Origin of the sequence: Candidatus Borkfalkia ceftriaxoniphila (genome assembly GCF_004134775.1) — a bacterium.
Classification (GTDB): Bacteria; Bacillota; Clostridia; order Christensenellales; family Borkfalkiaceae; genus Borkfalkia; species Borkfalkia ceftriaxoniphila.
The window spans coordinates 655,938-680,805 of the sequence record NZ_SDOZ01000002.1 but is presented as its reverse complement, the minus strand read 5'-3'; the positions used below and the strand labels follow the sequence as shown (position 1 = coordinate 680,805).

29 protein-coding genes are annotated in these 24,868 nt (G+C 42.8%); 9 read left to right on the top strand and 20 right to left on the bottom strand.

The features are described from left to right. Nucleotides 1–9: 9 nt before the first annotated feature. From ESZ91_RS03330 to pgk, 7 genes are all read left to right on the top strand, one after another. Nucleotides 10–3,135 carry a bacterial Ig-like domain-containing protein gene (locus ESZ91_RS03330; RefSeq protein ID WP_129224126.1) on the top strand — a complete coding sequence of 1,042 codons (3,126 nt, stop codon included), beginning with the start codon at nucleotides 10–12 and terminating at the stop codon, nucleotides 3,133–3,135. Continuing rightward, nucleotides 3,132–4,928, top strand: coding sequence for a hypothetical protein (locus ESZ91_RS03325; protein ID WP_129224124.1), 1,797 nt, complete (start codon nucleotides 3,132–3,134; stop codon nucleotides 4,926–4,928). The genes ESZ91_RS03330 and ESZ91_RS03325 overlap by 4 nt, the downstream gene beginning before the upstream one ends. Before the next feature lie 13 nt (nucleotides 4,929–4,941). Then, nucleotides 4,942–6,768 (top strand): hypothetical protein, encoded by a 1,827-nt coding sequence (locus ESZ91_RS03320; RefSeq protein WP_129224123.1) that lies wholly within the window; start codon nucleotides 4,942–4,944, stop codon nucleotides 6,766–6,768. Nucleotides 6,769–7,557: 789 nt separating this feature from the next. Then, nucleotides 7,558–7,998 carry a hypothetical protein gene (locus ESZ91_RS03315; protein WP_129224122.1) on the top strand — a complete coding sequence of 147 codons (441 nt, stop codon included), beginning with the start codon at nucleotides 7,558–7,560 and terminating at the stop codon, nucleotides 7,996–7,998. Nucleotides 7,999–8,013: 15 nt separating this feature from the next. Continuing rightward, nucleotides 8,014–8,385: a hypothetical protein gene (locus ESZ91_RS03310; protein WP_129224121.1), complete on the top strand. Its 372-nt coding sequence runs from the start codon at nucleotides 8,014–8,016 to the stop codon at nucleotides 8,383–8,385. Between the two features lie 5 nt (nucleotides 8,386–8,390). After that, nucleotides 8,391–8,831 (top strand): hypothetical protein, encoded by a 441-nt coding sequence (locus ESZ91_RS03305; RefSeq protein ID WP_129224120.1) that lies wholly within the window; start codon nucleotides 8,391–8,393, stop codon nucleotides 8,829–8,831. A gap of 21 nt (nucleotides 8,832–8,852) precedes the next feature. Continuing rightward, nucleotides 8,853–13,358, top strand: a complete 4,506-nt coding sequence (gene pgk / locus ESZ91_RS03300) for a phosphoglycerate kinase (RefSeq protein WP_129224119.1) — start codon at nucleotides 8,853–8,855, stop codon at nucleotides 13,356–13,358. Between the two features lie 112 nt (nucleotides 13,359–13,470). Here pgk and ESZ91_RS03295 read toward each other — a convergent pair whose 3' ends face one another. The 20 genes from ESZ91_RS03295 to ESZ91_RS03210 all read right to left on the bottom strand — a co-directional run bounded on the left by ESZ91_RS03295 (nucleotide 13,471) and on the right by ESZ91_RS03210 (nucleotide 22,844). After that, complete coding sequence (locus tag ESZ91_RS03295; protein WP_129224118.1) at nucleotides 13,471–13,968, bottom strand: molecular chaperone DnaJ; 498 nt, start codon at nucleotides 13,966–13,968, stop codon at nucleotides 13,471–13,473. Between the two features lie 15 nt (nucleotides 13,969–13,983). Beyond that, complete coding sequence (locus ESZ91_RS03290) at nucleotides 13,984–14,250, bottom strand: hypothetical protein (protein WP_129224116.1); 267 nt, start codon at nucleotides 14,248–14,250, stop codon at nucleotides 13,984–13,986. After that, entirely contained in the window at nucleotides 14,247–14,477 is a 231-nt protein-coding gene (locus ESZ91_RS03285; RefSeq protein ID WP_129224114.1) for a hypothetical protein, read from the bottom strand. Before ESZ91_RS03285 ends, ESZ91_RS03290 begins: the two co-directional genes overlap by 4 nt. Next, entirely contained in the window at nucleotides 14,474–15,325 is an 852-nt protein-coding gene (locus ESZ91_RS03280) for an N-6 DNA methylase (protein ID WP_129224112.1), read from the bottom strand. The genes ESZ91_RS03285 and ESZ91_RS03280 overlap by 4 nt, the downstream gene beginning before the upstream one ends. Next, nucleotides 15,322–15,606: a hypothetical protein gene (locus ESZ91_RS03275; RefSeq protein ID WP_129224110.1), complete on the bottom strand. Its 285-nt coding sequence runs from the start codon at nucleotides 15,604–15,606 to the stop codon at nucleotides 15,322–15,324. Before ESZ91_RS03275 ends, ESZ91_RS03280 begins: the two co-directional genes overlap by 4 nt. A gap of 14 nt (nucleotides 15,607–15,620) precedes the next feature. Continuing rightward, nucleotides 15,621–16,949 (bottom strand): PcfJ domain-containing protein, encoded by a 1,329-nt coding sequence (locus ESZ91_RS03270; RefSeq protein WP_129224107.1) that lies wholly within the window; start codon nucleotides 16,947–16,949, stop codon nucleotides 15,621–15,623. A 6-nt stretch (nucleotides 16,950–16,955) separates the two neighbouring features. Continuing rightward, a complete protein-coding gene (locus tag ESZ91_RS03265) occupies nucleotides 16,956–18,317 on the bottom strand; it encodes a MutS N-terminal domain-containing protein (protein WP_129224105.1) in 1,362 nt (453 codons plus the stop codon). Between the two features lie 44 nt (nucleotides 18,318–18,361). After that, complete coding sequence (locus ESZ91_RS03260) at nucleotides 18,362–18,607, bottom strand: hypothetical protein (protein WP_129224103.1); 246 nt, start codon at nucleotides 18,605–18,607, stop codon at nucleotides 18,362–18,364. Further along, nucleotides 18,588–19,145: a hypothetical protein gene (locus ESZ91_RS03255; RefSeq protein WP_129224101.1), complete on the bottom strand. Its 558-nt coding sequence runs from the start codon at nucleotides 19,143–19,145 to the stop codon at nucleotides 18,588–18,590. The genes ESZ91_RS03260 and ESZ91_RS03255 overlap by 20 nt, the downstream gene beginning before the upstream one ends. 1 nt (nucleotide 19,146) lies before the next feature. Then, the gene (locus ESZ91_RS03250) at nucleotides 19,147–19,587 is read right to left on the bottom strand and encodes a DUF7659 family protein (protein WP_129224099.1); all 441 of its coding nucleotides are present in this window, start codon (nucleotides 19,585–19,587) and stop codon (nucleotides 19,147–19,149) included. A gap of 15 nt (nucleotides 19,588–19,602) precedes the next feature. Continuing rightward, nucleotides 19,603–19,749, bottom strand: coding sequence for a hypothetical protein (locus ESZ91_RS11710; RefSeq protein WP_154071822.1), 147 nt, complete (start codon nucleotides 19,747–19,749; stop codon nucleotides 19,603–19,605). Continuing rightward, on the bottom strand, nucleotides 19,725–19,940 hold the full coding sequence (locus tag ESZ91_RS03245) for a hypothetical protein (RefSeq protein WP_129224097.1): 216 nt from the start codon (nucleotides 19,938–19,940) through the stop codon (nucleotides 19,725–19,727). The genes ESZ91_RS11710 and ESZ91_RS03245 overlap by 25 nt, the downstream gene beginning before the upstream one ends. After that, nucleotides 19,937–20,125, bottom strand: a complete 189-nt coding sequence (locus ESZ91_RS03240; RefSeq protein WP_129224095.1) for a hypothetical protein — start codon at nucleotides 20,123–20,125, stop codon at nucleotides 19,937–19,939. Before ESZ91_RS03240 ends, ESZ91_RS03245 begins: the two co-directional genes overlap by 4 nt. After that, nucleotides 20,122–20,436, bottom strand: coding sequence for an LPD28 domain-containing protein (locus tag ESZ91_RS03235; RefSeq protein WP_129224093.1), 315 nt, complete (start codon nucleotides 20,434–20,436; stop codon nucleotides 20,122–20,124). Before ESZ91_RS03235 ends, ESZ91_RS03240 begins: the two co-directional genes overlap by 4 nt. Next, nucleotides 20,433–20,675, bottom strand: coding sequence for a hypothetical protein (locus tag ESZ91_RS03230; RefSeq protein ID WP_129224091.1), 243 nt, complete (start codon nucleotides 20,673–20,675; stop codon nucleotides 20,433–20,435). Before ESZ91_RS03230 ends, ESZ91_RS03235 begins: the two co-directional genes overlap by 4 nt. Next, nucleotides 20,672–21,265, bottom strand: a complete 594-nt coding sequence (locus tag ESZ91_RS03225; protein WP_129224089.1) for a hypothetical protein — start codon at nucleotides 21,263–21,265, stop codon at nucleotides 20,672–20,674. The genes ESZ91_RS03230 and ESZ91_RS03225 overlap by 4 nt, the downstream gene beginning before the upstream one ends. A 93-nt stretch (nucleotides 21,266–21,358) precedes the next feature. Next, the gene (locus ESZ91_RS11560; RefSeq protein ID WP_154071821.1) at nucleotides 21,359–21,505 is read right to left on the bottom strand and encodes a hypothetical protein; all 147 of its coding nucleotides are present in this window, start codon (nucleotides 21,503–21,505) and stop codon (nucleotides 21,359–21,361) included. Further along, nucleotides 21,505–21,735 (bottom strand): hypothetical protein, encoded by a 231-nt coding sequence (locus ESZ91_RS03220; RefSeq protein WP_129224087.1) that lies wholly within the window; start codon nucleotides 21,733–21,735, stop codon nucleotides 21,505–21,507. The genes ESZ91_RS11560 and ESZ91_RS03220 overlap by 1 nt, the downstream gene beginning before the upstream one ends. 11 nt (nucleotides 21,736–21,746) lie before the next feature. Further along, on the bottom strand, nucleotides 21,747–22,043 hold the full coding sequence (locus ESZ91_RS03215) for a hypothetical protein (protein WP_129224085.1): 297 nt from the start codon (nucleotides 22,041–22,043) through the stop codon (nucleotides 21,747–21,749). Nucleotides 22,044–22,628: 585 nt separating this feature from the next. Beyond that, nucleotides 22,629–22,844 carry a helix-turn-helix domain-containing protein gene (locus ESZ91_RS03210; RefSeq protein WP_129224083.1) on the bottom strand — a complete coding sequence of 72 codons (216 nt, stop codon included), beginning with the start codon at nucleotides 22,842–22,844 and terminating at the stop codon, nucleotides 22,629–22,631. 356 nt (nucleotides 22,845–23,200) lie between these two features. Between ESZ91_RS03210 and ESZ91_RS03205 the strand changes: the two genes are divergently transcribed. Together ESZ91_RS03205 and ESZ91_RS11555 are read left to right on the top strand one after the other, a co-directional pair. Then, nucleotides 23,201–23,899 (top strand): DUF4085 family protein, encoded by a 699-nt coding sequence (locus ESZ91_RS03205; protein WP_161971026.1) that lies wholly within the window; start codon nucleotides 23,201–23,203, stop codon nucleotides 23,897–23,899. A 612-nt stretch (nucleotides 23,900–24,511) separates the two neighbouring features. Next, a complete protein-coding gene (locus tag ESZ91_RS11555; protein WP_154071819.1) occupies nucleotides 24,512–24,679 on the top strand; it encodes a hypothetical protein in 168 nt (55 codons plus the stop codon). The last annotated feature ends 189 nt before the right edge of the window (nucleotides 24,680–24,868 follow it).

Genomic DNA, 24,868 nt, shown 5'->3' with positions numbered 1-24,868 from the left:
GAGGAAATTATGAAAAAAATAGGATTATTGCTTTTATCGGTGCTGCTCCTCATTTCCGTTTCTGTCGGCGTGATTGCTTTCGCCGCAGAGCAAGCGGAGGAAAAGATCTTTCCCGAATCGCTTACCGTCGATGTTGAAAATCCCGGAAGAGCCAATATGTGGGGTGATAGCGGTTTTATGAACTCAGCGGGAGAAGCATGCGGTGAATCTATCCAGATCACGATGAAAACAGCAGAAAAAGACGGATATTTCCAACATGCAGAGGTAGGGGGAAATTATTATACACATATTTCTTTATACACGAAACTCAAAGGCGATAAAGATTATACATGGACTACTCTGAAAGAACTAAATGAAACCAAAGACGCGACGGGTAAAAAGTATATCAGTGAAATGCATCAAAGAGCAGAGATACTGATTATCCGTTTCGAGAGCGTGTGGAATCAAAATACCTCTACGGAATTTTCTCCGTTGGACGTAAAAGCCGTAAAGTTTTCAAAAGGCATGCAGTGGCTTGTCAAAAAATCTGATCTGAACGGGGATCAATGGAATGATTATCCCAATGGCGGCGCCGGAGAACCTTCCGTCCGAACCGGAGTGAACGAAGATATTGTAGTACAATTTAAAGAATACTCAAAAGGAAGCAATAACGACGTTTTCATGTTTTATCATGAATTGGGAGAGGCCGATACTTTGGCAGTCAAAACGCAGCCCGCGAAAGTGAATTATTCCATCGGAGAAACTTTCGATGCGAGCGGTTTGCTTTTGACGGCCACGGTCGGCGGCGTTGCGCAGGATATACCGTTAAATGCCTCGATGGTCAGCGTGGAAAATAAAACGTTTACCGAAACGGGTGATCAGACCGTAACCGTAACTTACGGCGGCAAGAGCGTGGAAATTCCTGTAACGGTCGCAGATTTGCCTCTCGATCATATCGCGATTACGAAAATGCCGACCAAAACGGCTTATCTGACAGGGGAATCGTTCGATATATCGGGCATGGAAGTCACCGCCTATCCTACGGAGACGGAAGAGAACGGAAGAAAACTGGACGCGGCAGACTTTACCGTGAGCGGCTACGACGCGACTAAAGTCGGCGAACAAACGGTCACGGTCAATTATCTTGATAAGACAGCGGGCCTGAAAGTAACCGTAAGCGCGCCCGTTTTGACGAATTATATCGAATTCGATACTGCGGTCTGGCCGTATCATAACGTATCGGAAACCACGAATATAAACGGGATCGAGGTAGGGCACACCCTGGAAATCAAACTTGCGGGGCAAAAAACCGATACTTATCTGTACGGAACCGATAAAAAGACCAATCAGGACACGCATATCGAACTTTATGCAAAACTGAAAGGGGATTCCGAATACAAATGGTATACGGTAGGTGAATTGACGGAAATGAAGGACGCCAATCAACAGCCTTATATTGCACGCGTCGCGCAGCGCGAAAAAACACTGATCTTATATTTCGATACGTTTTACGGGGAAAATCCGACCAATGAATTCACTCCCCTCGATGTGAAAGCGGTCAAATTAAAGGCAGGTATGCAATGGGCTGCGCAGTACGGTGATCAGAACTGGACCGCTGGCGGAGAAAGCGCCATCATGCCGGGTGAAACAGGTGTGAAAGAAGATATCGTTTTGCAGATCGAGCAACTTTATCACGGGTCTGCAAGTCCGACTTCCTGCGATAAATTTTCCTATTATTTTGAAACCGTCGATACGCTTGCCGTAAAAACACAGCCGAATAAAAAAGCGTATCTTCCGGGAGAGACGTTCGAGCCCGCAGGTATGGTATTACTGGCGACGAAAGACGGAAAGACGTTTGAAGTGAACGGCACGGCGAGCATGGTGCTATACGACGGCGCGCCCCTCGACAACGGCGATAAAAGTATCGATGTGAGTTGGGGCGGAAAAACGGTTTCTATCAAGATCGAAGTAACGCCTGAAATCCATCACATTGCGGTCGAATACGAACCTGCTAAACTCGATTACGGTTTGGGTGAGATGCTTGTGCCCGATCTTACGGGACTTATCGTAAAGGCATATGAATCGGACGCCGACGCGGGATGGACGATTGAAAACAGCGAACTGGAAATCAGCGGCTACGATATGACGGTCGCCGGGAAATATACGGTCAAAATCAACTATCGTGATTTTCAAACTTCATTCGAAATCACCGTCACTGACAAGAATCCCGATAAAAAAATGACCTTCTACAGCGGCAGCCCCATTCAGATCAGCGATCAGGCGGGAACGCTGTCCGTCCGTTTCAATTTTGAAAATATATCGGTAAAAACGGGCTTTTGGAGTTTATATAAGACGGACGACGCCACCAACGTGAAAGAAAAGATGTTCCTGAAAGTTTCCGAAGTATACGAGGGCGGTCGATTAGAGGTCGGCAAATGGTATTCGGTCGGCGAATTGATGAAGATCAAGGATAAAAACGGTATGCCGTACATCGCCCGCGTTTCGCAATTTGGCGAATCGCTCGCGCTTCATTTGGATACGTATTACGGCGGGCAGGAACCTTCGCTCGAATTTACGCGCGAATGCGTGGCGGCGGTGCGTTTGGAAAGGGGATTGTATTACGTGGAATACCTGACCAATAACTGGGGAGATCAGGCCGGCTGGGAAAATAACGTTGCATCCTACACGATGATCCCCGACGCGATCTTGCGTGAAACGGTGGAGATCGAAATGAATATTGTGGGTACTTCGTGGCTTCGCCCTTTTAAGGAGGATGCGAATGGCAATACGACTTCCGATGCGCTTACCGTAAAGACGATGCCGGATAAGACGCAGTATGCAGTCGGCGAAGACTTTGATCCCGCGGGATTGATTCTTCACGCAATCTATCGGGACGGAGGCGAAGAAGACATTGCGATCACTGACAGAACGGTATGCAATTATGATTTTTCCGAAGAGGGCAAAGCGGCGGTGACCGTGAATTTCAACGACGGTTCGGTGACCTTCGAAGTCAACGTCGGCAATAACGGCACGGACGGTGGCAAACCCGAAAAAGGGTGCGGCGGCGTTTACGACGCGGGCGGGGTTGCGTTGATTTCCTTATTGCTTCTCTCTTCCTGCGCGCTGATGATTTTCCGTAAAAGAGAACAAAAATGAAAAGCAAAGCGACTTTGGCTTGCGTACTTGCGCTGATGATTCTCGCGATGACCGCCTGTTCTTCAAACAGGCGGATCGTCGACGAGAGAAATCTGACGGTCCAGGAGTATTCAATCCTCAACACCGTGGGAAGGGACGCGCTCGGACGCTTCAGCGATCCTTCCGATTCCGTCAAATCGGACAAGAAGCGGTATGTCGGACTGTTCTATTTTCTCATTCATAATCAGGCATCCGATATGAAGGGGATCTACGACGTGACGAAGATTCTGAACCGATACGGCCGCGATTTTTTTAATTCTGATACGGATATTTCGCCTTCGGGCATGTGCCATGTCTGGGGCGAACCGGTCTGGGGATATTACGGCGCGCCCGACGAATGGGTGATGCGAAGACAAATCGAAATGTTCGTCTTTTCGGGGATCGATTTTCTCGTGTTGGACTGCTCCAACGGCCCACTGTTTGAAAAAGTCACCGACGTCCTGTTTTCTTTGATAGCGGAATATCGTTCCCAAGGCTGGAATGCGCCGCAGATCGTCTATCAGTTGAACGGCGGCGGTAAAATGGAAAACGATATCAAGCAGTTAAAAACCGTTTACAATACCTATTACGCGCAGGATAAGTATCGGGATATCTGGTTTGCTCCCGAAGGGAAACCGATGGTCATTTGTTTGGAAAAAACGCAGGTGTATCTGGAAGAATCTCCGGAAGCCACGCAAGAGGAGCGAGAACTTGCCCGATTTTTTCAAATCAAAAATTCTTACTGGCCGACAGACATATCTTTCACGGATAACAGCGTGCCCTGGATGGATTTCGACGTCGATCCCAAAGTAATGGGAAACTGGATCAGCGTTTCCGTCGCGCAGCATGTAGGATCGAAGATGTCCGATTCGATTTCTGCGCGCGGCCGCGGCTGGACGCTGGAAAACGGAAACGACCATGAAAATTTTGCCGCGGGCGCGAATCTGGAACATCAGTGGAATAACGCGATTGCTAAAGATAACGAAATACAATATGTTTTCGTTACGGGCTGGAACGAGTGGGGCGCGCAAAAAATGTATCGTCCCGACATGGATCCGATCAACGGATATGTGATGATCGATCAATTTAACGACGAATTCTCGCGTGATATCGAACCGACGTATTCTTCGGGAATGAAAGACAACTTTTATTTGCAGAATCTTCGCAAAGTCCGCGAATGGAAATACGAACGGGCGCGGCGATACGAAATCCCCGCGTTATCGCCAAGCGATGTTGCGGACGAAAGTTGGAAAGATGCGGCAAAGTATGCTGATTTTACGGGCGAAGCAATCTATCGCGATGCACCGCGTTTCGACGGCGCATATACGGGCGAACGTTTGACGGACCGGACCGCGCGAAACGATATATCCGCCGTCGATGTTGCGCGAGACGGCGAAAATCTGTATTTCAGGATCGCAGCGACAAAGAATATCTCGCCTTATCAAGCAGGGGATACCGGTTGGATGAATATCCATATCCGTACAGAGAGCGCCGAAAGCGCGGCATGGGGATATAACTACGTGATCCGCGAAAACGGCCGTGTTATGTCGGTGCAATACGGAGTTTACAGCGAAGAGGGAAAAGCGGAAACCGCCGTCGTCGGAAATCAGATGTATGTCAGCGTTCCTTTAAAACTTTTGCGCCTTTCGCGCGATCGCTGTTCGATCGAATTCAAGGTGAGCGATAACGTCGGCGATCCGCTCGATGTGCTGAGTTTCTATAATTCGGGAGACAGCGCGCCGATCGGAGGTTTAAGTTGGTCGTTCGGATATTGAAAGGAGGAAACAGGTGAAACTAAAAAAATTGTTTTGTTTACTGTGCGCTGTGGCTGTTTTAGCGCTTTGCGCGTGTTCCGGGGAGGAGTCGTTCGTCAATGAAGACTATCAATTTTACGGGGGGCCCCGTCAGGAAGATACGCGCTCGTTGAGCGCGAAAGAATACGCGGTCAATCATACCGTCGGCACAGATATGTACGGCCGTTCTTTCGGCGCTTCTGACGGGCGTAAAGAAGATAAAACGCGCTACGCGGGCATATTCTACTTTTTGAATACAGGCAGCGGAAACGACGTGAAGGGAATCTATAACGTAACCGAAATCATCGAAAAATACGGCGAAGAGGAGTTCGGAAAGGATTCGGTAAATTCGCCTGGCGGAGCCTCCCATATTTGGGGAGAGCCCGCTCTCGGATATTATTCCGCGGGCGATACGTTTGTCATGCGAAAGCACATGGAAATGTTTGTCGCGGCAGATATCGATTTCTTGATTCTGGACTGTTCCAATACGATCACGTATAACGAAGTAGCCAGAAAACTGTTCGACATTATCGCGGAATATCGTTCCGAGGGCTGGAAAGCGCCGCAGATCGTCTATATGCTCTCCAATTCTGCGCCCGACGCGGGTTTGACCAATCTGCGCGACGTTTATTCGACCTTCTATACCGAGGATAAATACGACGACGTGTGGTTTCGTCCGAAACCCGAAAACAAACCGATGGTAGCGATTTCGCCTGAAGCACGCGAAAATCTGGAATCCGCGAACGATCCGCTTGCACAGTACTTTTATTTTCGCGATACGCAATGGCCCGTGAACGAAAACGGCACCTATACTTACCGAGAGAACGGACTTTCTTGGATGGAATACGAATATCCGCAGCCTCTTCATATCGATTTGATGAACGTATCCGTGGCGCAGCATGTCACCGTACGTTTTTCCGACAAAAACGGTTCGCGCGGACGGGGATGGACGAATGGAAACGGAAACGATCACGAGAATTTCGGCAAAGGGGCGAATTATGAAAACCAGTGGAAAACAGTTGCCGCCAACGATGATCGGCTTCGCTTTGTCACGATAACGGGCTGGAACGAATGGTCTGCGCAGAAAATTTATTCTGCGGGCGGCGGTACGCACGGCAGTTATTTTATGTGCGATACATTCAACGATGAATATTCTCGCGACATCGAACCTTCGTTGGAAAACAAACTTTTGGATACGCCCTACATGCAAACGATTTCTTATTTGCGGGATTGGACGGGGAAGGAAGCCGTTCATTATAATATTCCCGAGGGAACGCCTTCCATGAACGATTTTTCCGAATGGAAAAACGCCGCGGTTTACGAAGATTTCACCGGCGAATCGGGTGTACGCGAATGGCCTCGCTTCGACGGAAAAGTTACACTCCGCAGCGCAGCGGCTCGCGTCGATTTTAAAAGCCTGTCCATTTGCGTCGATGAGACCAACGCATATTTCCGAATTGAAGCGGTAGATGAGATCCCCCCGCGCGAAGAGGGGGACGACTCATGGATGAACCTCTTCATTAAGCCGGCAAATTATCGATATACCGACAATTACGGTTATTCTTATGTTGTCAACAGAGAAGAAAATACCGTTCTGGCTGCCGATAAAAACGGCGAATATAAATCGGTCGGGCAAGCGCAAACAGCGATTCAAGGCAATGTAATGTTAATAAAAGTCCCGCTTTCCGCACTCGGTCTTACCAAAGAAAACTGTCTTATGGAAGTAAAAGTTGCGGACGATTTCGGCAAAAATGTAATGAACTTTTATTCCCAGGGCGATTGTATGCCTGCAGGCAGAATGTCATATCAATTCGGCTATTAAAAGACGATATTAAACCAGAAACAAATAAATAAACCAGCCAAAACTTTTTTATGTCAACAAAAGTTCGACTGATTCCAACATGGTGGAGTGCCTATTTCTAAATTGAACAAAAAAATGCTATCGAATTTTGGATAGCGTTTTTACTACTCTTGGGGTTTAAATAATTCTAAGGGTTCAATTTCTAAAACCTCGCAAATTTTTAATATCATTTTTAAACTTGAGTCGGATAAATGTACAGCCAACATACAGGAAATTATAGCCCCGCAGAATGAATTTTGGCTTAGAATAATTAATAAAAGAGCAAAACTCTATTTTAAAAAGACTCTTTCGGGCGTCTTTTTTATCATGTTCACAGCAAAGTAAAATCGTGGAAATCCGAGTTTTGTCAAGCATAACTCCTCGCGTAAGTCAACGGTTGCAGATTTAAAATTTTTTCGCTATAAAGCCATCATGTCAAAAGTATTATTTTTTTTCATACACAAGCACACGTCCCATCGTCACATACCTACCTTAACTTGGACTTTTCCCACGATTTAAGTGTGTTCCGGGACATAAAAAGGGGGAACCTTGTGGCCCCCCTTTGGGAATGTTTAAAATATTAATCTTGTATTAAATAAGCACGGGCATTATGGACATCGCTTTGGTAAAATTTCAAACAAGTTTGAGAATTAAAATTCATTTTATTGGAAACTTCAGTTAAGATATCAAGTATATATTATAGAAGTAATTTACAAGGAGGGAATAATAATGTAAAATTAAATCTTCAAAACTTAGTTTAAGGAGGAAAACATGAAAAAAATTACGATAATTATTTTGGTTGTAATATTGGCGTTCAGTACAATAAATATGTTTGTCGGCTGTAAAACCGAAAAAGAAGATGTGTATGAAATTATTTTGGTGGACGACGATATGAATGAGATAGGGAAAGGTGATATTGCAGATAGAACCTATTCCTTTGAGTATGATGGCGAACCGAAAATATTTAACGCAATTTCGTTGAAAAACGGTGAAAGATTCGGTACTCCGTTATTTCCCAAAAATGAAGATTTAAGATGGCGAAGCAACGTATCGGTAGCTGTTATGAAAGGTAGTCAAGCAATGTGCCTGCCGATTCAAAAAGGGAGATATAGATTACATTATCAATTTAACAGAGATAATAACGATAATTATCAACTATCGCGTTACTTTATGCTGAATTACTCTGTGATAGTAGATATAGAAATTATATGAAGAGGAAATTACTTTATGAAAAAAGTTTTTGGTTTCATCTTAACATTCGTTTGTTGCAGTGCATTATTGTTTGGGCTGTTTAGTTTAGTACAGGCGGAAGAACAAGCAGCGGTTGCCCAAAGTGAGATGGATGAATATACAAAAGATGATTACTTTTATTTCGATCGCGACCGTGATGGGGTTGTAAACAAGTGCCATTTGCAAGATTATGCGGATTCGCTACATTTGGACGACATTCGGCAGAGCGATTTATTTAACAGTAATTGCGAAACAATATGGAAGCCTGCGATCGAACGTTTTTCTTTGACAGCCGCAGAAGACGATCAAATTATAAAAATAGTCCAGAAAAATTTGTTTGTCTACGAGAATAAAACTTTACAAGGATAATATGTATGAAAAATTATAAAAATATCTTGGTTATGGTGGTGTCTGCAATTTTGAGTTTAATGATTTTTACCGGATGTGAGAAAAGTTTAATGATTGATTTTCAAATTGGAAATGCATGGCCAAACCATTATGATAAGGAAATTGTAACAATTATTAACTCGCTGAACGATATTTCTGATAGCAATATAAAATTAGATAAAAAATATGATGAGGTTTTTTTTGAAGAACAATCATTATTTTTTGTGACTTTTAAAACACGTTCAGGTGGGGGGAATATTGAGAAGATTGAGGTAAATAGGCGCGGTAATTCCGTTATGATAGATATAAAAGGAAACGAGGGGATGCAAGCTGCCATAACGGATCACGTAGTTGTACTTGAGGTGCAAAAAAATCTTATTGTTGGAGTTAAGAAAATCTATTTTACTACTAATATGGATAAATATTAAAAATGTTATGGAGGGAATGAGATGAACACGAGCAAAAATGTAAGAAGTAGATTGTTAATTATTTTGCTATTTATAACAGCTATAATGATTTTATCTTTATTGTTTTCTCAAGGAAAATCGTTATATGCTGATAGTAATGAAAATAAATTTGAAAAAAATACAACAAATGAATATGTGGTATTTGGCAAGTCCAGTATACAAGAAAATTTTGCTGACGATAAAATTTTAGTGGTTTTAAACAGACAAGAGACACTTCGTTTTAAAAATTGGGATATTGATGATTTTCCTGAAATAGATATTATTTCAGTAGAAAACTTAACAGCAACTTCTGAGAATGTTGTGAATGCTGACTTAACTAGACGTAAATATGGTGAAACATATCAAACAAAAAACGTGAAACACGTTTCTAAATCAAAAATTAACGCTGAAGAGTTTAAAACCATTCTTTGCTTAACATTAAAAAACTCAGGCAAGGAAAATGTATTGAATGCTATTGAGAGATTACGTCATAGAACAGATATTATAACCGCAGAACCTGATTATGCATTTACTTTCACTTCCACTCCAAATGATACTTACTTTGTTGAAGGAAAGCAATGGGGCCTTAATGGTGAAAAAGGGATCAATGCGCCCCAAGCTTGGAACATGGTTAAAGGATCTAATTCAGTTATGGTCGGAGTTATCGATTCAGGAATACAAGCTAATCATCCAGATTTACAGGGTAGAGTCAATATTTGTTTAAGCAGAGATTTTACTTTGCCTGCTCCATATATACCAGAAAGTGTTACAGATACAAATGGTCATGGTACGCATTGTGCAGGAATTATTGGAGCACAGGGAAATAATAGCATGGGGATTACAGGTGTTGGTCAAAATATCCAGCTTGTGTCACTTAAAATAAGTCAAGTAGCAGGAACTCCGGCAGCAGAAAATACATTTGCTTCACATGTAGTTTCAGCAATAAATTATGCAGCAACTGAAAATATACCGATATTAAGTTGTAGTAATGGTACACAAAATTTCTTAGGTAGTACAGCTTCACTTACTGCTTTTGAGACTGCTGTTACTAATTATACAGGGTTATACATAAACGCGGCAGGTAATAATTCTCGAAATAATGATAATAACCCAGATGGCTTTCCGCGGGCTCAATTTCATCCAGATAATTTTCTTTCAGTAGGATCTTTAGACAGTAACGGTAATCTAAGCTCTTTTTCAAATTGGGGCGTAAACACGGTTGATATATATGCACCTGGAGGTAACATTTTAAGTACGTGGCCGACAGAATTAACTAATCAACACGATTCTGGTAGACCTGGCTATAGAACGATGAGCGGCACATCAATGGCGACTCCTCATGTCGCGGGTGTTGCTGCTTTGATGCTTTCGGCGAATCCTGATTTAACGCCACAAGAATTGAAAACCATCATAAAGGAAAGTGCGAATATTGTTTCTTTGACAACGCCAAGTTCTACTACAATAAATGGAAGATGTTTAAATGCTGAGACTGCAGTAGGTGAGGTCTCAACATTTACTGTCGAAGAAATATCTAGTAATACTGTAAAATTAACTGGAATAGCATTAGGTAAACAACTTACGGATTCCATTCTTATACCTGACAGTATTGAGGGCAAAACAATTGTAGAAATAGGAGATTCTACTTTTGCAAATCAAACAAAAATAACGCAAGTATTAATACCTTCAAGAATAGAAAATATAGGCGATAGGGCTTTTGAAAATTGCACCAATCTAACCTCTGTATCGGCAATGGATAATTTAGAACATATCGGAGTAAGAGCATTTAAAGATTGCAGTAAATTAACAGAATTGCCGACGATGAATCATTTAAAGAATATAGGCGAAGGAGCGTTTGAAAATTGTAGTTCGTTGCAACATATAGCGTCCATGCCCAAACTGGAAACAATCGGAAATGCGGCGTTTAAAAATTGTACAGACCTTGAGGTCATCGCTCAAATGCCCCAAGTACTATCGATTAGCGGGGAGGCTTTTAAGAATTGTAAGTCGTTAACAGTACTTTCTGAAATGGAAAGACTTGAATTGATCGGGGCAGAGGCTTTTGCTGAATGTTTTTCATTAACAACTATTAAGGCGATGCCAAATATAAATTGGATTGGGGATGCCGCTTTTAAGAATTGCATAGCGTTAACAAATCTCCCCAAAATGGACAATATTGAATATATTTATAAAGAAGCGTTTATGAATTGCAGTGCGTTACAATCTATACCCGCTATGCCAAAACTTCAAGAAATTGAATATAGTGCCTTTGTTAATTGCAGTGCCTTAACAAATTTATTGGCGATGGATTGTCTTGAGAGTTTAGGGGCAAGTGCGTTCGAAAATTGCAGTTCGTTAGAATATGTGACATCAATGCCAAATTTAGAGACTATTGGAGCCGCGGCTTTTAAGAACTGCAAATCTCTTATAAATTTACCTGAAATGGACAACGTTAAATATATTTATAAAGAAGCGTTTATGAATTGCAGTGAATTGGTTACCATACCCTCATTGGAAAATGTGCAAGAAATTGGAAACGAAGCATTTATAAATTGTGGGAAATTGAAGACAAATTTGGTGTTGGATCATATATTAAGCATCGGGGATAAGGCTTTCTTGGGGTGTGTCTCTATTCCGAGTGTATCTTTGTCTAAAGACTTGAATACAGTGGGAAGCGAGGTGTTTCGTTATTGTACAGAGTTGAATATTACGGTCAATGAAAACAATAAGGATTTCCGCGCTGTCGATAATGTTTTATATCACGGATCAATAGTTATAGCGGCGGGGAACACTTCTCATGCTATCGAATTGCCGGAATCTATTACTGAAATAAATGCATATGCTTTTGAAAATAATAGCAAATTGAATATAATACGTTTTAAAAGTTCTCCGAAAATAGGTGAACAGGCTTTTGCAAATTGTATAAATTTAAGCGAAGTTTATTTTGATGACGTTACTATGCCAACTTTGCAAGAGAATGCGTTTTTAAACGATTCGATCTCCCTATTTGTTCCGTATATAAATCGAATTAAATACAGGATTAAGTTTGCTGAATATGATGTTTCTATCGATTCATTATTGTTGCAAGTTATGTTTATGGATCAAGGTAAAATAGTGCAGAAAGAAGAAGTATACTATGGTTCTAATGTATATTTTCCCCGGCTTAAGATGAAAGACCATGCGTTTTTCGGTTGGTTTCAAAAAGATGGAAACGCGCCAGGATTTTATAATTCGAAAATATGGGATACATATGAAGATATCGTTCTTCATGCTGAATGGGTGTATAATTCCGCAGAAGCGTATCTGGACGGAATTAAACAGGTCGGTACATACTATGTCCAGAATGCTTATAACAGCATTGATGCAGACGGATTCAGCATCAATGAATTAACTGAATATTTTAAAACACAAAATGCTCTATTGATGGGAGGGAGACTGCGGAATGATCTTAAAGGATTGGAGGGATTTGAAAACCAATATCGTCCGCAAATCGTAATGAGCGGTAATGTCGGAACATCTATTCGGGAAGAATTAGAATTTATTGCTAAAAATTTAAGCAATAAAGATATTATTTATGTGGCAGGAAAGTCTACATGTACTTTTTTAAAGTCTATAGGGCTTGATATAGGATTAGGATATGTAGATAATATGTTGGTTGATTTGGCAAGAGATATATTAAACAAGGCTGAAAAAGTTGGTTGCAGATTAATTCTTCCTGAAGTAATTATAACAGCGTCAAAAGATATGCAGACAATCAAAGGTATCCGGGAGATCGATGAAATACCTGCTGATGAAATTCCGCTTACGATTTTACCTCCTTCGTATATTGATAAGATCGGGCAAGCACAAACGTTGGAAATTTATGGATATCCTATATTATGTTCAACAGAAGATTTGTTGGAAGCAGATAGTGAGGTAATTGAAACACTCAACAATACAATTAAAACGACTGTATTGGAAAATGAAAGATTGGCGAATGAAAAAAATACGTCGCTGATATTTTTGCATGACACAGAGGGTTACGGACGCACTCAAATATATAAGTTTTATTCGCAGGAGATGAGAAGACCTCCCTATGATGCTCCAATGTATTCCATTTATATTAAGAACGGTCAATACTCAGATCGAAAAACAGTATATGATGTGAATTTGCAGCAAGGAGATATCATATTTATGCGTGTTGAATTTGATATTCGAAACACGGGTAATATCTCGGATTCTCCATTGAGTATGGAAAGATTTAAAACATTATACAATGTTTTTTTGCCGGAAGTGAAATATGTACTTGATCAAGGCGGCAAGGTGGTCTTGATGGCAAGCAATCCCATAGATATACATAATGAGTCAGATTTCGAGGCAAAAGAGTATAACAATCCTAAATTTTTACAGATGAGTTCTGATATTCTACAACGGAACGTAGGATTCATACCGATTGAAAATATACGACAAATTGTAAATTCGGAAAATCAAGTAGTTTGGACGAACAATACATATTTTTATGAATTGGACTGATTGAATACGAGTAAAGAATATCTTTGAAAAAGAATTGTTTGCAGAAAGTTGAAAGTAAATCGAACATAAACAAAGGGGAGCCTTGTGGCTCCCCTTCAGGAATGATGAAGAATTAAATATTTGCGGCTTTGAGTTTCTTTTCTTCTTCCGGATCCTTGATCACGGTAGAGCCGTGTAAGCGACGTATCTCATCGAGCGTGAGTTTATGACGGTTGTCATTCGGTTCTTCCGCCCAAGCCCAAGCCTGCTTTTTACTGCACCAGAAGAAACCGAGGTCTTTCAACTGTTTCCGGTACGGGTACGCGTTGAATACCCAGATCCATGAACCGCATATCTCGATTTTACAGTGAAAGCCGATGATCGCGTTTATGATCTCTTTGAAACGGTCGGGGACTTCATTTTGCTTTTCTTCCTGTTTCGTATAAGTTTTGCCTTCCGCCGTCTTATGTACGTTGCGATAGATTTTCAACAGATCGTCGTATTCTGAATTGATGCACTGCATATCATCTTTGTTGCCGCCCCTGTCGGGGTGAAATTTGAAAGCGAGCGCCTTGTATTGTTTTTTGAGTTCTTCGACGCAATCTACGTTTTGGAAAAATTTGTATTTCATGAGAAAACTCCTATGTCAGCGTTTTTCAGAACGCAACAATTCTTTTCTTCGTTCGTTGTAGTCTTTGAGCGCTTTGTTAAAACTCTTGAAGTAATGCCCCCATGCCCAATCGAAATTGCCGCTTTTTAATTCGGACAAGTCGCGGACGGTAATAAACGGGCAGAAGGTGTTTTCTTGCATGAGCAGGGCGACGTTTTTCTTTTCAGTCCCGTTTGTGAGAATGACGGTGAAGTCTAAGCCTTCGTTCACGAATTTGAAACCGGAACGGATAGGGTTTGTCATTGCTTTGCCTCCTGTACGGATATTTGCATCTCTTTGCAGAGCGTCGAATAGATCTGTTCATAAGGGATATCGTCGGAGCAGATCCAAAGTATAGCGGCAAGTTCTTCGGGCTGAGCGCCCTCATCGTTTCTTTGGAAAAACCGTGTATATTGTCGGATATCTCCGCAGGTAAACCAGTTATTGCGGATACAAAGCGCGCGCAGTTCGGCGCTGTCAAGTCGTTTCATAATTGTTGCCTCCTTTGTTGGAATTTGGAATTGTCATACGGGTTATCGAATTTGTGGAATCGCAGGTATTGGAAAAGGTAAGCAGGGGTATACCAGACGCTCCGGCAATCTCTGGAAAATGTATCTTGGTGCCTGACGATGGCGGGAGCGCCCGCGAGAGAAAGTTGCAAATAGGTCATATGCACGCAGCGGATATCAATGTCGTTTGCCTCGATAAAACAGTCGCGGGCATAATTAATGCCGAAACTGCGAAGTACTTCGAGCGCGGCAATCAGCATCCCGCCACCGCCGCAAGCGGGATCGTTAATGCTAATTATCTTGCCTTTTTCCGCTTTTTTCTTTAAGCGGTCGCTATCCAACAGGCACCTTGCCATTAGAGAGGAAACATTGTACGGAGTAAAGAACTGTCCTGCGGCTTTGCTGCCGAGATTGCAGCGCATGAAGATCTCACCGAGGTAGTCGTTGAACACGCCGTTGTCGTAGACTACGGAAGAAAGCAAAGCATAAATCTTCGCGAAAATCTCTGCAAGGCTTTTTTGTTGGTCGGGCTGATAGGTCTTAATGATCTGCATATACCTTTCTTCCCGTTCGTCGCGGTTGAAATGATCGACCTGATTTGAAATCGCAATGGCGCCGCACTCGAAGAGGTCGGAAACGAATTTGAAAGTATCTACCTGATAAGCGGCTCTTTCGATATCCTTCACGATTTCGTCTGTCTTAGGAATAGGATAGGGGCATAGGTTATTTTGCTCAAACGGAACTTTCGGACAGGGTGATTCGGGAACGGTCACAACGGGCGGCATAGCCGATTTATCGAGTGTAAAATCGAAAAAAAAGAAAGGCGTCACGATATCACCTCATACGATTTGCCGTTGACCTCGATAACGGAACCGTTCTGTTCGGGGTTACCTTTCATACAGGCGCGCAGGAGCAGTTTGTCGCTTTCTTCGGTCTTGGGGATATTGCCTTCCGTGAATTTGGAATCGTTCCCCACGGCGAGGATCTTGAAGCCTTTGGAAACGAGCAAAGCGGAGAACTGCCAGAGTTTCTCGAACTTGCCGTTAGAATCGACGATCATGCCGACGTCCTCGTTTGGATTGTATGCAGTGATGCGAAAGTAGTTTGCCATGATGATACCTCCTATTAAGCGGCGATCTGTTTTAATGTTTTGTTGGCATACGGCAGCCAGACTTTATTGACGTAGTGCAGGATATCTTCGTCCGGTTGCGCATTGCGGTTTGCGTGGCATTGCAGCACCTTATGTGTTTGCAGGGAATATTCAAGCGTGACGAGCGGCTTCTCGGGGTGTTCTTTCGTGCGGACGAAGAAGATGAGCGATTCTTCCCGTGTAAAGCGTTCGTCGTAATTCATTCTGCCTACGCAATGATGGAGCATTTCGCCTTCGTGGATCAGGTCTGCTAAAGATCTGGGTATCACGCAGATAAAGGCGCTGCGTTTGTTATGCTGGAGCGGCAGATACTTTTCCGCGACCTCGGAAAACTTTTTCATGAGTTCCGGTTTGTTTTTTGCCTTTTCTATCGCTTTGGCTTCCGAATACTGTTGAATACGGATATCGTGCCATTTGTGAAAATCGGCAGGGAGCAGGTTTTGCTTTTTCGACATATCCACGCCGAGGTAATTGCAGGCGTTCAGATAATCCAGGTACAAGTTATCGGTAATGTTTTGTTTGTTGGAATAGTCAAAATAAGTTTGGAGTTTCCAATCCGGGAAAAGAGTGCGGATAGGCTTAAACCTTGCTTCCCGTTCAAATTGCTTTTTGGCGAACAGAAAATGATTGACCTCCTTGAGCGGCCATCCGGTTTTATAAGCCTCCCGTATGGTAGTTATGTTATAGGTATTGCCATACGGGAGAGCGAGTTCATTTCTGTGACGGATGAACCATTTGCAGAATGTTTTGTCTTTGGAGAATTTTTTGAGCAGGGTTATATTCTCCGCATAGGCGCACAAACCGTTTTTGAGCAGATATTCGGTCTGCGGGTACCGTTCATATATCCGCAGGTAGGAAATAATATCCCTGCCCGAATAGTGCTGATACGCGCTGTATTTATACTCTGGGATCTTGGCGATAACGCCCCGGTTGATGAGAGTGGCATAAGGATCGTAGTATTTGGTATCGGCGATGTACCACTTGCCGTCCTCAAATTTTTTCTGATAGGACTGCAATTCTTCCGCAAACCAGCCGACGCGGTAGCCATAACCGAAATAAAGGTATTCCATATCTTTGACAAAGCATTTTTTGGAATGTATGCCGTGAACGGCGACCTGCTTGCAGCACCATTGCTTTTTCTGCGTCGTGACCGCGACGGTCACTTTCACGAGTTCTTTTTTCCAAATAGTCAGATAAGCGTAATATCGTACCATGCTTTCCTGCCACGGGTGGATTTTAATATCCCGTTTAAAAATTTCGTCCATGATATATTTCGGAATGGGTTTAATATCTTTTTCTGTCATAGTAAATCACCTCAAATCGATTATTTCTCCAAACAATTCGTCCAGCTTTGCAAGTGCTTCCGTGTCAAAGGCGGACATATCGAAAGCGGGCGCAGTTTCTTCGGTTTCAGTTTCAATATCGTGCACGATGCCATCGTTATCGATATAGGTTCTCTCGTCGATCCAATGCTTTTCGGGTTCCGTCGGCAAGGCCTGTTTCGGCTCATACAGTTCAATGGAATTGTCGCCGGGCGAATCGAAAACAGCGACTTTTAAGCCTTTGTTTACGGCTTTTGCAAAGTAAGTATTCGCGGCGTGGCAGGGGAACCCGACCATGGGCACGCGTTCGGGAAGCCCGCAATCCCGGCCGGTTAGGGTAAGGTCAAGTTCGCAGGCGAACTGTTTGGCTTTTTCCCCGAATATCTCGTAAAAATCGCCCAAACGGTATGCGACGATATAATCGGGATACTTGCTTTGGGCGTTCATGTATTGCTGATAGATCGAAGAGCCTTTGGACTGTTCTGCGGCGGGTTTCGGCAGTTCTTTGACTTCACCGAGTGAATCGGCAACAGCGATTTTCAGGCCTTTCTGTACGGCTTTGGCTATATAGATGTCAACGGCGTGAATGGGAACACCGACCATAGGCACGCGCTCCAAAAATCCGCAGTCCCGTTCTGAAAGCGGCAGCGATAGTTCTTTGGCAAACCATTCCGCGTTCTTGCCTAAAACTTCATAAAACTCGCCGCGTTTGAATGCGACGATATGATCGGGGTATTTGTTTTGTATCTGCATATAGCGCTGATAGAACGGAGAGCCTTGTGGTTGAACGGCAGGGCTTTCAATGTCGTTTGCGGCGATTTCTTCGAGGATCTCCCGTTGTTCTTCTGCGGATAATTCCTCGTCCGGAGGCGTATCATTGGTGACTTCTTCCGTTTTTTGTTCGGGAACGTTCGGAGCGTTTTCGGGTTTCTGTTCTTCGATGAGTTCAAAGAGCGACATCTGCGGTTTGGGTTTGGGAGCGGGCGGCGTGTAAGTCGTCGCGGGCTTTGCAGGCGTAACCGGTTTCGGCGGTTTGTATTCCGCGCCGTCCTCGTTGTAGAGCGTGCCTTCGACGGTATCCTCTTCAAAGTAGTGGATAGCCCAGCCGTACACCGTGGAATCATCGATATAGGCGGAGTTCGCTTCTTTATCGGCAGTTTTTTTCGCCTCGTCCGCCGCATAAACCATAAAGCCGTCCAACGTCTTTTTATTGACGAGCGTCTTTCCGTCTTTATGTATTCGGACGCCTTCATTGATCTTTTGGGCAAGAACGTCGCTCGCATTCGTTTCGAGATATGCTTTGATGAGTTCCTGCGCCTTGTCTTTCGTTTCGAGATTTAATTTCGGCATAAAATCCTCCTTATGTTTTTTTGAATAAAAAGAGCGGGAGCGTCCTAAAAAGGGCACTCCCGCCAGATCCCGCGCAGGACTTCTTTTCGTGTAACGGGAAAGATGAACCAGCGCGGATCGTCCAGTTTTCTGTCTGTGTCCCGTTCTGAGGGCGGGTAACGGATATAACCCTGTTTGACGGTAACGGCGTCTTTGTAGGTATAGGTCAGGAAATATCGGATATAAACGGAAGAGCCTTTTTCCTGATAACAGACTTTATACCCATAAGGATTACGCGGATATTGTTTCATACACTCTCCCGAATATTACCCCGGCAAGGCGCGGCAAAGCGGAATAAAAGTTGTTTTTCATGATATTTTGATGCAGGGTTTTATCATGGGCAAAGCCGTGGCGGTCTGCGTATTCGGTGCCTTTATCCGTAAGGCGTTTGAGTTCGTAGCAGTCGTGTCCGTCATGATGAAAGCCTTCCACATATAAATGTCCGTTCCGCTCGTATATTTTTACAGTATCGAGGTGTTGAATAAAAGAGCGGAAATCGTTCCAGTCCGTGATAAAGTTGCCGCAACAGCAGGGGCCGTTCCATCTGCCGCACGTTCCCGTAATAAGGAAACAGTGCCTTGCTATTTCCCGTTTCAACGCGCAGGTAAAATATTCCCAGTCCGCCTCGTTCTGTGCGGCGATCTCTTCCCAAATCATACCGGAAGGAACCTCGTCGATGCTTGTCCAGTCTTGGCTTTCATAGTAAGATTCGTAAACGGCTCGTTTCGCGTTATCATACTTGGAGTAATCGTCTGTGTTATCGAAAAAGACTGTTTCTTCGTTTCGCATATCAATAATCCTCGCAATGTTTAAGGTATTCCCGCGTAGCCTTTTTTAAGCCGTGTAAAAGCCGTTTGTCCGCGTTGATCTCGTCCACGGTAAGCCCGAGCGCGTCAAATGTATCTTCATAATCATAGGTAATGCAGTATTCATGATTGGCAAGCTCATAGAGGAACATCTGATAGATATATCCGTCGCCGGTTTTATCCGCAACGATAGCGTCTTTACGTTCTTTTTCAAAACGTTTTCCCATGGCGATAAATTCTTTATAGTCGGATTTTCGGACATAGTAGCCTCCGCCGATGGAACAGATCTTATCCGTGTCGTGTACGGTCAAGCCCCATTTTTGCATCATTTCTTCAAATTGTTTTTGACTGAAACATGCGCCGATGGGAAAGGCGTTCATTTCTTGTTGGTGTTTGTTTTTTAATTCTTCGTATAAATTTTTCATGAATGATCTCCTTATTCAAATAATATCTTCCTGTTGCAAAAACTCGAAAAATTCCTCGTCGAGCAGTTGGTTGCCGTAGAAGTTTGTAAACAGCCGCGCTACGGTCTCACCGTTTTCTTTTATAAGTGCGTTCCAGATCATTTCTTGGATTTCGTCGAGCATGTGAGCGGCTCCTTATATAAATCTACCAACCGGATATGCTTTCGTTGCAATCCAAACTCTTTGCGGAATTTTTGCAGAGCATCGCGGAAGGAATAGAACATATAACATTGTTCGATATGTCCGCCGTTTCCGTCGCTGTATCGGAATACAAGCCCTGCATATCTGTTGTAATAATAAAAGATCGTCTTCAATCCTTTTTCCTCCCGTACACGTCGTCCGCGTAATAGGTACAGTTGTACCAATTAAAAATCGCGGAGCATTTCACTCCGCGATAGTCTACAAGATATTCATTGTTGCCCGTTTCTTCCAAAACGGTGATCTCGTCCATTTCTCCGTTCAGAGAATGAATATGCGCTTGCGTCTTAAAGGGTTTCATTGATTTTCCTCCATAAAATCTTTGAGGGTTTGTTCATATCCCAAAAAGTTCAGATCAGGTTGGTCGTCAAGGATTTTGCAATAGCCGTGTTCTCCGAGATCGAGAGGGGATTTCGTAACAAGCGTGCCTGCAAAGTTTATAATGACGTTGTTTTCAACTGTCGCAAAGTTTCCGTTGCCGTCGTCGCGCAGTTCGTATCGGTGCAGTTCTTTCGGTAAATCGGATAGGGGAATGCGTTCGTTCGTAAAGAGCGCTTTCTGCCCGAACAGTTCCACGGCTTCCGCCGTAAGTGTTTCACTTTTTGTTTTCATTTTATTTGCTCCAAATAATTTTTGTATTGAGTATAGCCGAGAAGTGTTTGTACTTCGGGCATGATTTGTTCTTTGGTTTTGCCGACGCAGGCGAGGGTTAAAAGGTTCGTGTTCGAGCCGTATAACCTGCGGAAAGCATAATCGAGGATAGAGGATATGTCACTGTCCCTATGTTCGCTCGTTTGGTTTATGGCAAGAATGGAAACGAGCAGAAATTTGAGTTCGTCAAGTTTTTTCATAGGTCTGCCTCCGAATAGTATTTTTCAAGGATCGCGTATCTGTCGGTTTTCCGCAGCGATTTCCAGTTCTCTGCAATATAATCGGCAAGTTTTCCGAGATTCGTGTTGTTGACGTCTGAAATATAACAATCATAGACAGGATCGACGTATTCGAGTAATATATCTGCTTTTCGTTTTCCCATGTCGTTCAAGATTCCGGCATGGAAGATATAAGCGGCAACACCGGAGCGAAAGGAATATTCATTTTCTTTGTATCGGACTATATATTGCGGTTCGTCCGAGCGTTTTGTATAAAGCGGAGTGCGGATAAGGTCAACGAAGGTGTGAATATAGTAATCGTATTTCAAGGATAAATGCCAGTAAACGTCGGATTCGTTCGAGTTGTTATCTTCCTCGAAAAATTCGTATTCCTCGCCGGGATCTCCGTCTGTATCAAAATTGACCTCGTTTTTCCAAAAGTTTTTCAGTTGTTCGCTGATGATATCCTTGTAGCGGTCATAGGCTTTGTCATAATCTTCATATAATTCCGTTTCAATGCTGTCCGAATCCGTTGCAGACCGGTCCAGTTGTACCATGTAAACGTATTTCATAATGTTTTTCTCCTTAAAACTTATATTCTTTAATTTTGTTGAGTTCGAGCCGATAGAGGGGATAGGTAACATACCCTGACCGACGGGTTTCCATTATTCTGCCTCGTCATAGTAGTCATATCGCCCTCGCTCCTCAAGGGTATCGTTCTGTTCTTCTTCCCAATAGAAGAGCGGATCTGTATCTCCGCACCTACCGTCACAAAATCCGTATAAAATGCAACTCTCGCAAATGTTTTCCATTATTCAGCCTCCTTGAAGTCCTCAATGTGAATATGCTCTTGACCTGCAACTCCGTACTCGAAATACAGACCGTTTCCATCGGTACGCAAGTCATAGTCCGATATAGAAATCTTTCCGCATTTAGTAACGGCAACGGTGATCTTATCAGCGTCTACGGCCACGATATTGAATATGACGGTATCTTCTCCGTCGAAGAACTGAAACTCTTTGAGATAAAATTTGTTTTTCATGTCGTACCTCCTCAATCGACCAACTTATACCAAACGGAATACTCGACTTCGATTTCGCGCGTTTCGTAACTTCCGTTTTTCTCAAATTCCACTTCGCGGATCTCGTAATGCGGACCTTTGAACTCGCCGTCGCGTCCTTGTATCGCATGGCAGTTTTTTACGCAATCTTCAAACACGCGGATATACGGATTGCCTTTCTGGCTGACGCAGGCGATAACCAGGTCTTTGTCGGTGATAAATCCTACACCGGACATTTTGTTGCTTCCAAACTTATTGAATTTGGAAATGCTGTAAACAACTTTTTTCATTCGTTTTTACCTCCGAATTTTTATTTTTTGCCGTTTTCGGCGGTGGCAAAGGAGCAAGGGACGGTCAAAGACATACGTTCTGTAAGATATAGTGCGGAAGTCAACGGAGGAAGGAAAAATTGCCGCGTGGGGAAAAGGAAATTGAAAGTTTTAAGCGGGAATTTTTCCGCCGTTTACTTCCGCGAGGAACCGTGCTACGATAGCCACAACGAAAACAAAAAAAATCGGAGAAGAAAAAAGAAGTTGTCGCGCCTCTTGTTTCTCCCCGAAAACTCATTCTTTTGAAAGCATAAAAAAATGTCTATGAAAGCAAAAAAGAGCCGAGCAAGGATTGACCTTGCCCGGCTCTGATGGTAGGAGATATATAAGTTTTAAAGCAGAAAATTTGTTATATCTTTCAGCGAGAAAATATATAAAAAAGAGGGGATAGGTTAGTTGACCTATCCCCTCTTTTTATCTGAATAAAGGAAAAACCAGCCAAAACTCTTTTGTGTCAACAAAAAAGTTCGACTGGGTCCAACGTGGTGGAGTGCCTATATCGTAAATTGAACGAAAAAAAATCTATCGAATTTTCGATAGATTTTTTTAATTGCTACTTGGGGGCTTAAATAGTTCAACGGGTTCAATTTCTAAAACCTCACAAATCTTCAATATCATTTTCAAACTTATATTAATTTTACCGTTTTCTACTTTATGAATATAACTTGCATCTCTACCAATTCTTAAACTTAATTCATAAGCGGATAAATTTGCAGCCATTCTTTCTTTTGCTAAATTTATGCTAAAATCTTCGAATTTCATACTTATAGTTTATCTCATAAAATTCCTTGACTAATTGACCCACAATCCATATAATAGAATTATAGTCAACTATGTAACAATTATGAACATATTCTTGAACAATTTATTGACATTCGAAAATATATAGAATACAAGGAAAGGAGTGCAAAATGAAATATTTAACGAAAGAATGGCTGATACAATACAAATTATCATATATAAACAGCGTCACAAAGAAGTCTAAACAGGCTCAAACTCAAAATATCGTTTATTACAACAACCTTTATCGAAATCGCTATTTAAAATTTATCGAGATTGAAAAATCTGACGAAATCTATTCGGATCCCTGCAAGGATTTAGAATTGTGCGAACAAAGAATGAACGAGCAAGGGATAACCGAAGAGGAACGAAAACTCAGAAAATGTATATACAGGTATTATGCAAAAACTTGCGAAAAGCGGATAGCGGCAGGCGCGCCGTTTGTGTTCGATGAAAACCATGCCGCCCGTAAATTCGAAGAAGGCTTGCGGCAAAAGATAGAATTATTGCAGCATATGCCGCCGACGATATTGGATAAGGTTGCAGATATCGGTGTTTTTGCGTTCGGATATGTAAGCGAGGAAGTAAAAAGATTATTAAAACCCTATTGCGGAGAATTGAAACGGCAATGTAAAGGTGTACTGAAACAAGCAGAACGCGAAACGGAAAAAGCGGAAAAATATCTGACAAAAAGGCTCGGGGTAAGCGAATACACGGAATTGTTTTTAACAGATATCATTTTTGAAAACGAAGATATCTATTTACTGTTTGACAACGGCGAAAAATTGCTTATCAAAAACGGAGAAATACTCGAAAGGGAGGAAGAAAAACTGTTTGCATGGAACGCGGATATCCCCAACAGCGGTTGGAGCATGGTGATTGCCGCCGAGTTGTACCGCACAGACAAAAAATTTGAAATACATTTTTTAATGGAAAACAGAAACGAATATGAACGTTATACAGTATGGTACTTGACATTCCGAGGAACGGATATACAGGAAATCATAACCCCAAATAATGAATTTCGGTTCAAATAATTTAATAAAAATCAGTACTGAAAAAGACGCTTTCGAGCGTCTTTTTTTTCATGTTCACAGCAAACGGAAATCGCGGGAAAAGTCCGAGATAAGGTAGGTAAGTGACGATGGGACGCGTGCTTGTCTTGATACAAGTACGGCGGCTACGCTGACGAGGCGGCAGAGCCGCCTCGTCACCCGCTCGCTGCGCTCGCGGGCGCCTAAGACAAGCACGCGCCCCAAACAAAGCAACAACGCAACAGCGGAACGCACAAAAAAAGCGCGGCGGCGCGGGGTGGCGCCGCTAAACCGCTCGGCGGTCACTCCCGCGCATACCGTCGCGCATACTTTTTTATTCTGCTGTTCCCCCCTTTTTTTCGCAAATGGCAGTAATACGTGCGCTTGTCTTTTATACAAGTAAAGGAATAAAAGTCTTTTGAAAGCCCTCGGAATTTTGTCCGAGGGCTTTTCTCTTTTCCCCAACCGTATATCTGCGGGAAGAGTACGAAAAAAAACGATATTTAATGAAAACAATCCGATTGATAATGGTTTTTGTACGGGAACAGTCCGTACCAATTTGAATTCGTTTTTGATATAATCTGTCCATAAAGATTTTACGGACAGGGAAAGAATATGAAACGACAGGATTTAACTTATATCGCGGGGAATGACTTGTATATAGCGCCTTTATCAGATTGCGAAACAAATGCCTTTTTCTCCGCGGTATTGGCAGAAATAAAAGAATTGAGCAAAGAAGAAATGGAAAACAATCCTTTTTGTCTTTCGTCCGTCGGAGCGTAAACGAAAACACCCTTTCCGTCAAGGGTAAAATACATTGCCTGCGGCAACCCTTGACGGAAAGACAACACACGGACAGATAAGGGAAAGACTTTGCGTTTCCGTTTCGTCCGTTTCCGTCGAAANTTTCGGCAGAAATTCCATTGAGATAGCCGTCAATAAACAACGCTTGAAAAAGAACCGTAAAACGCT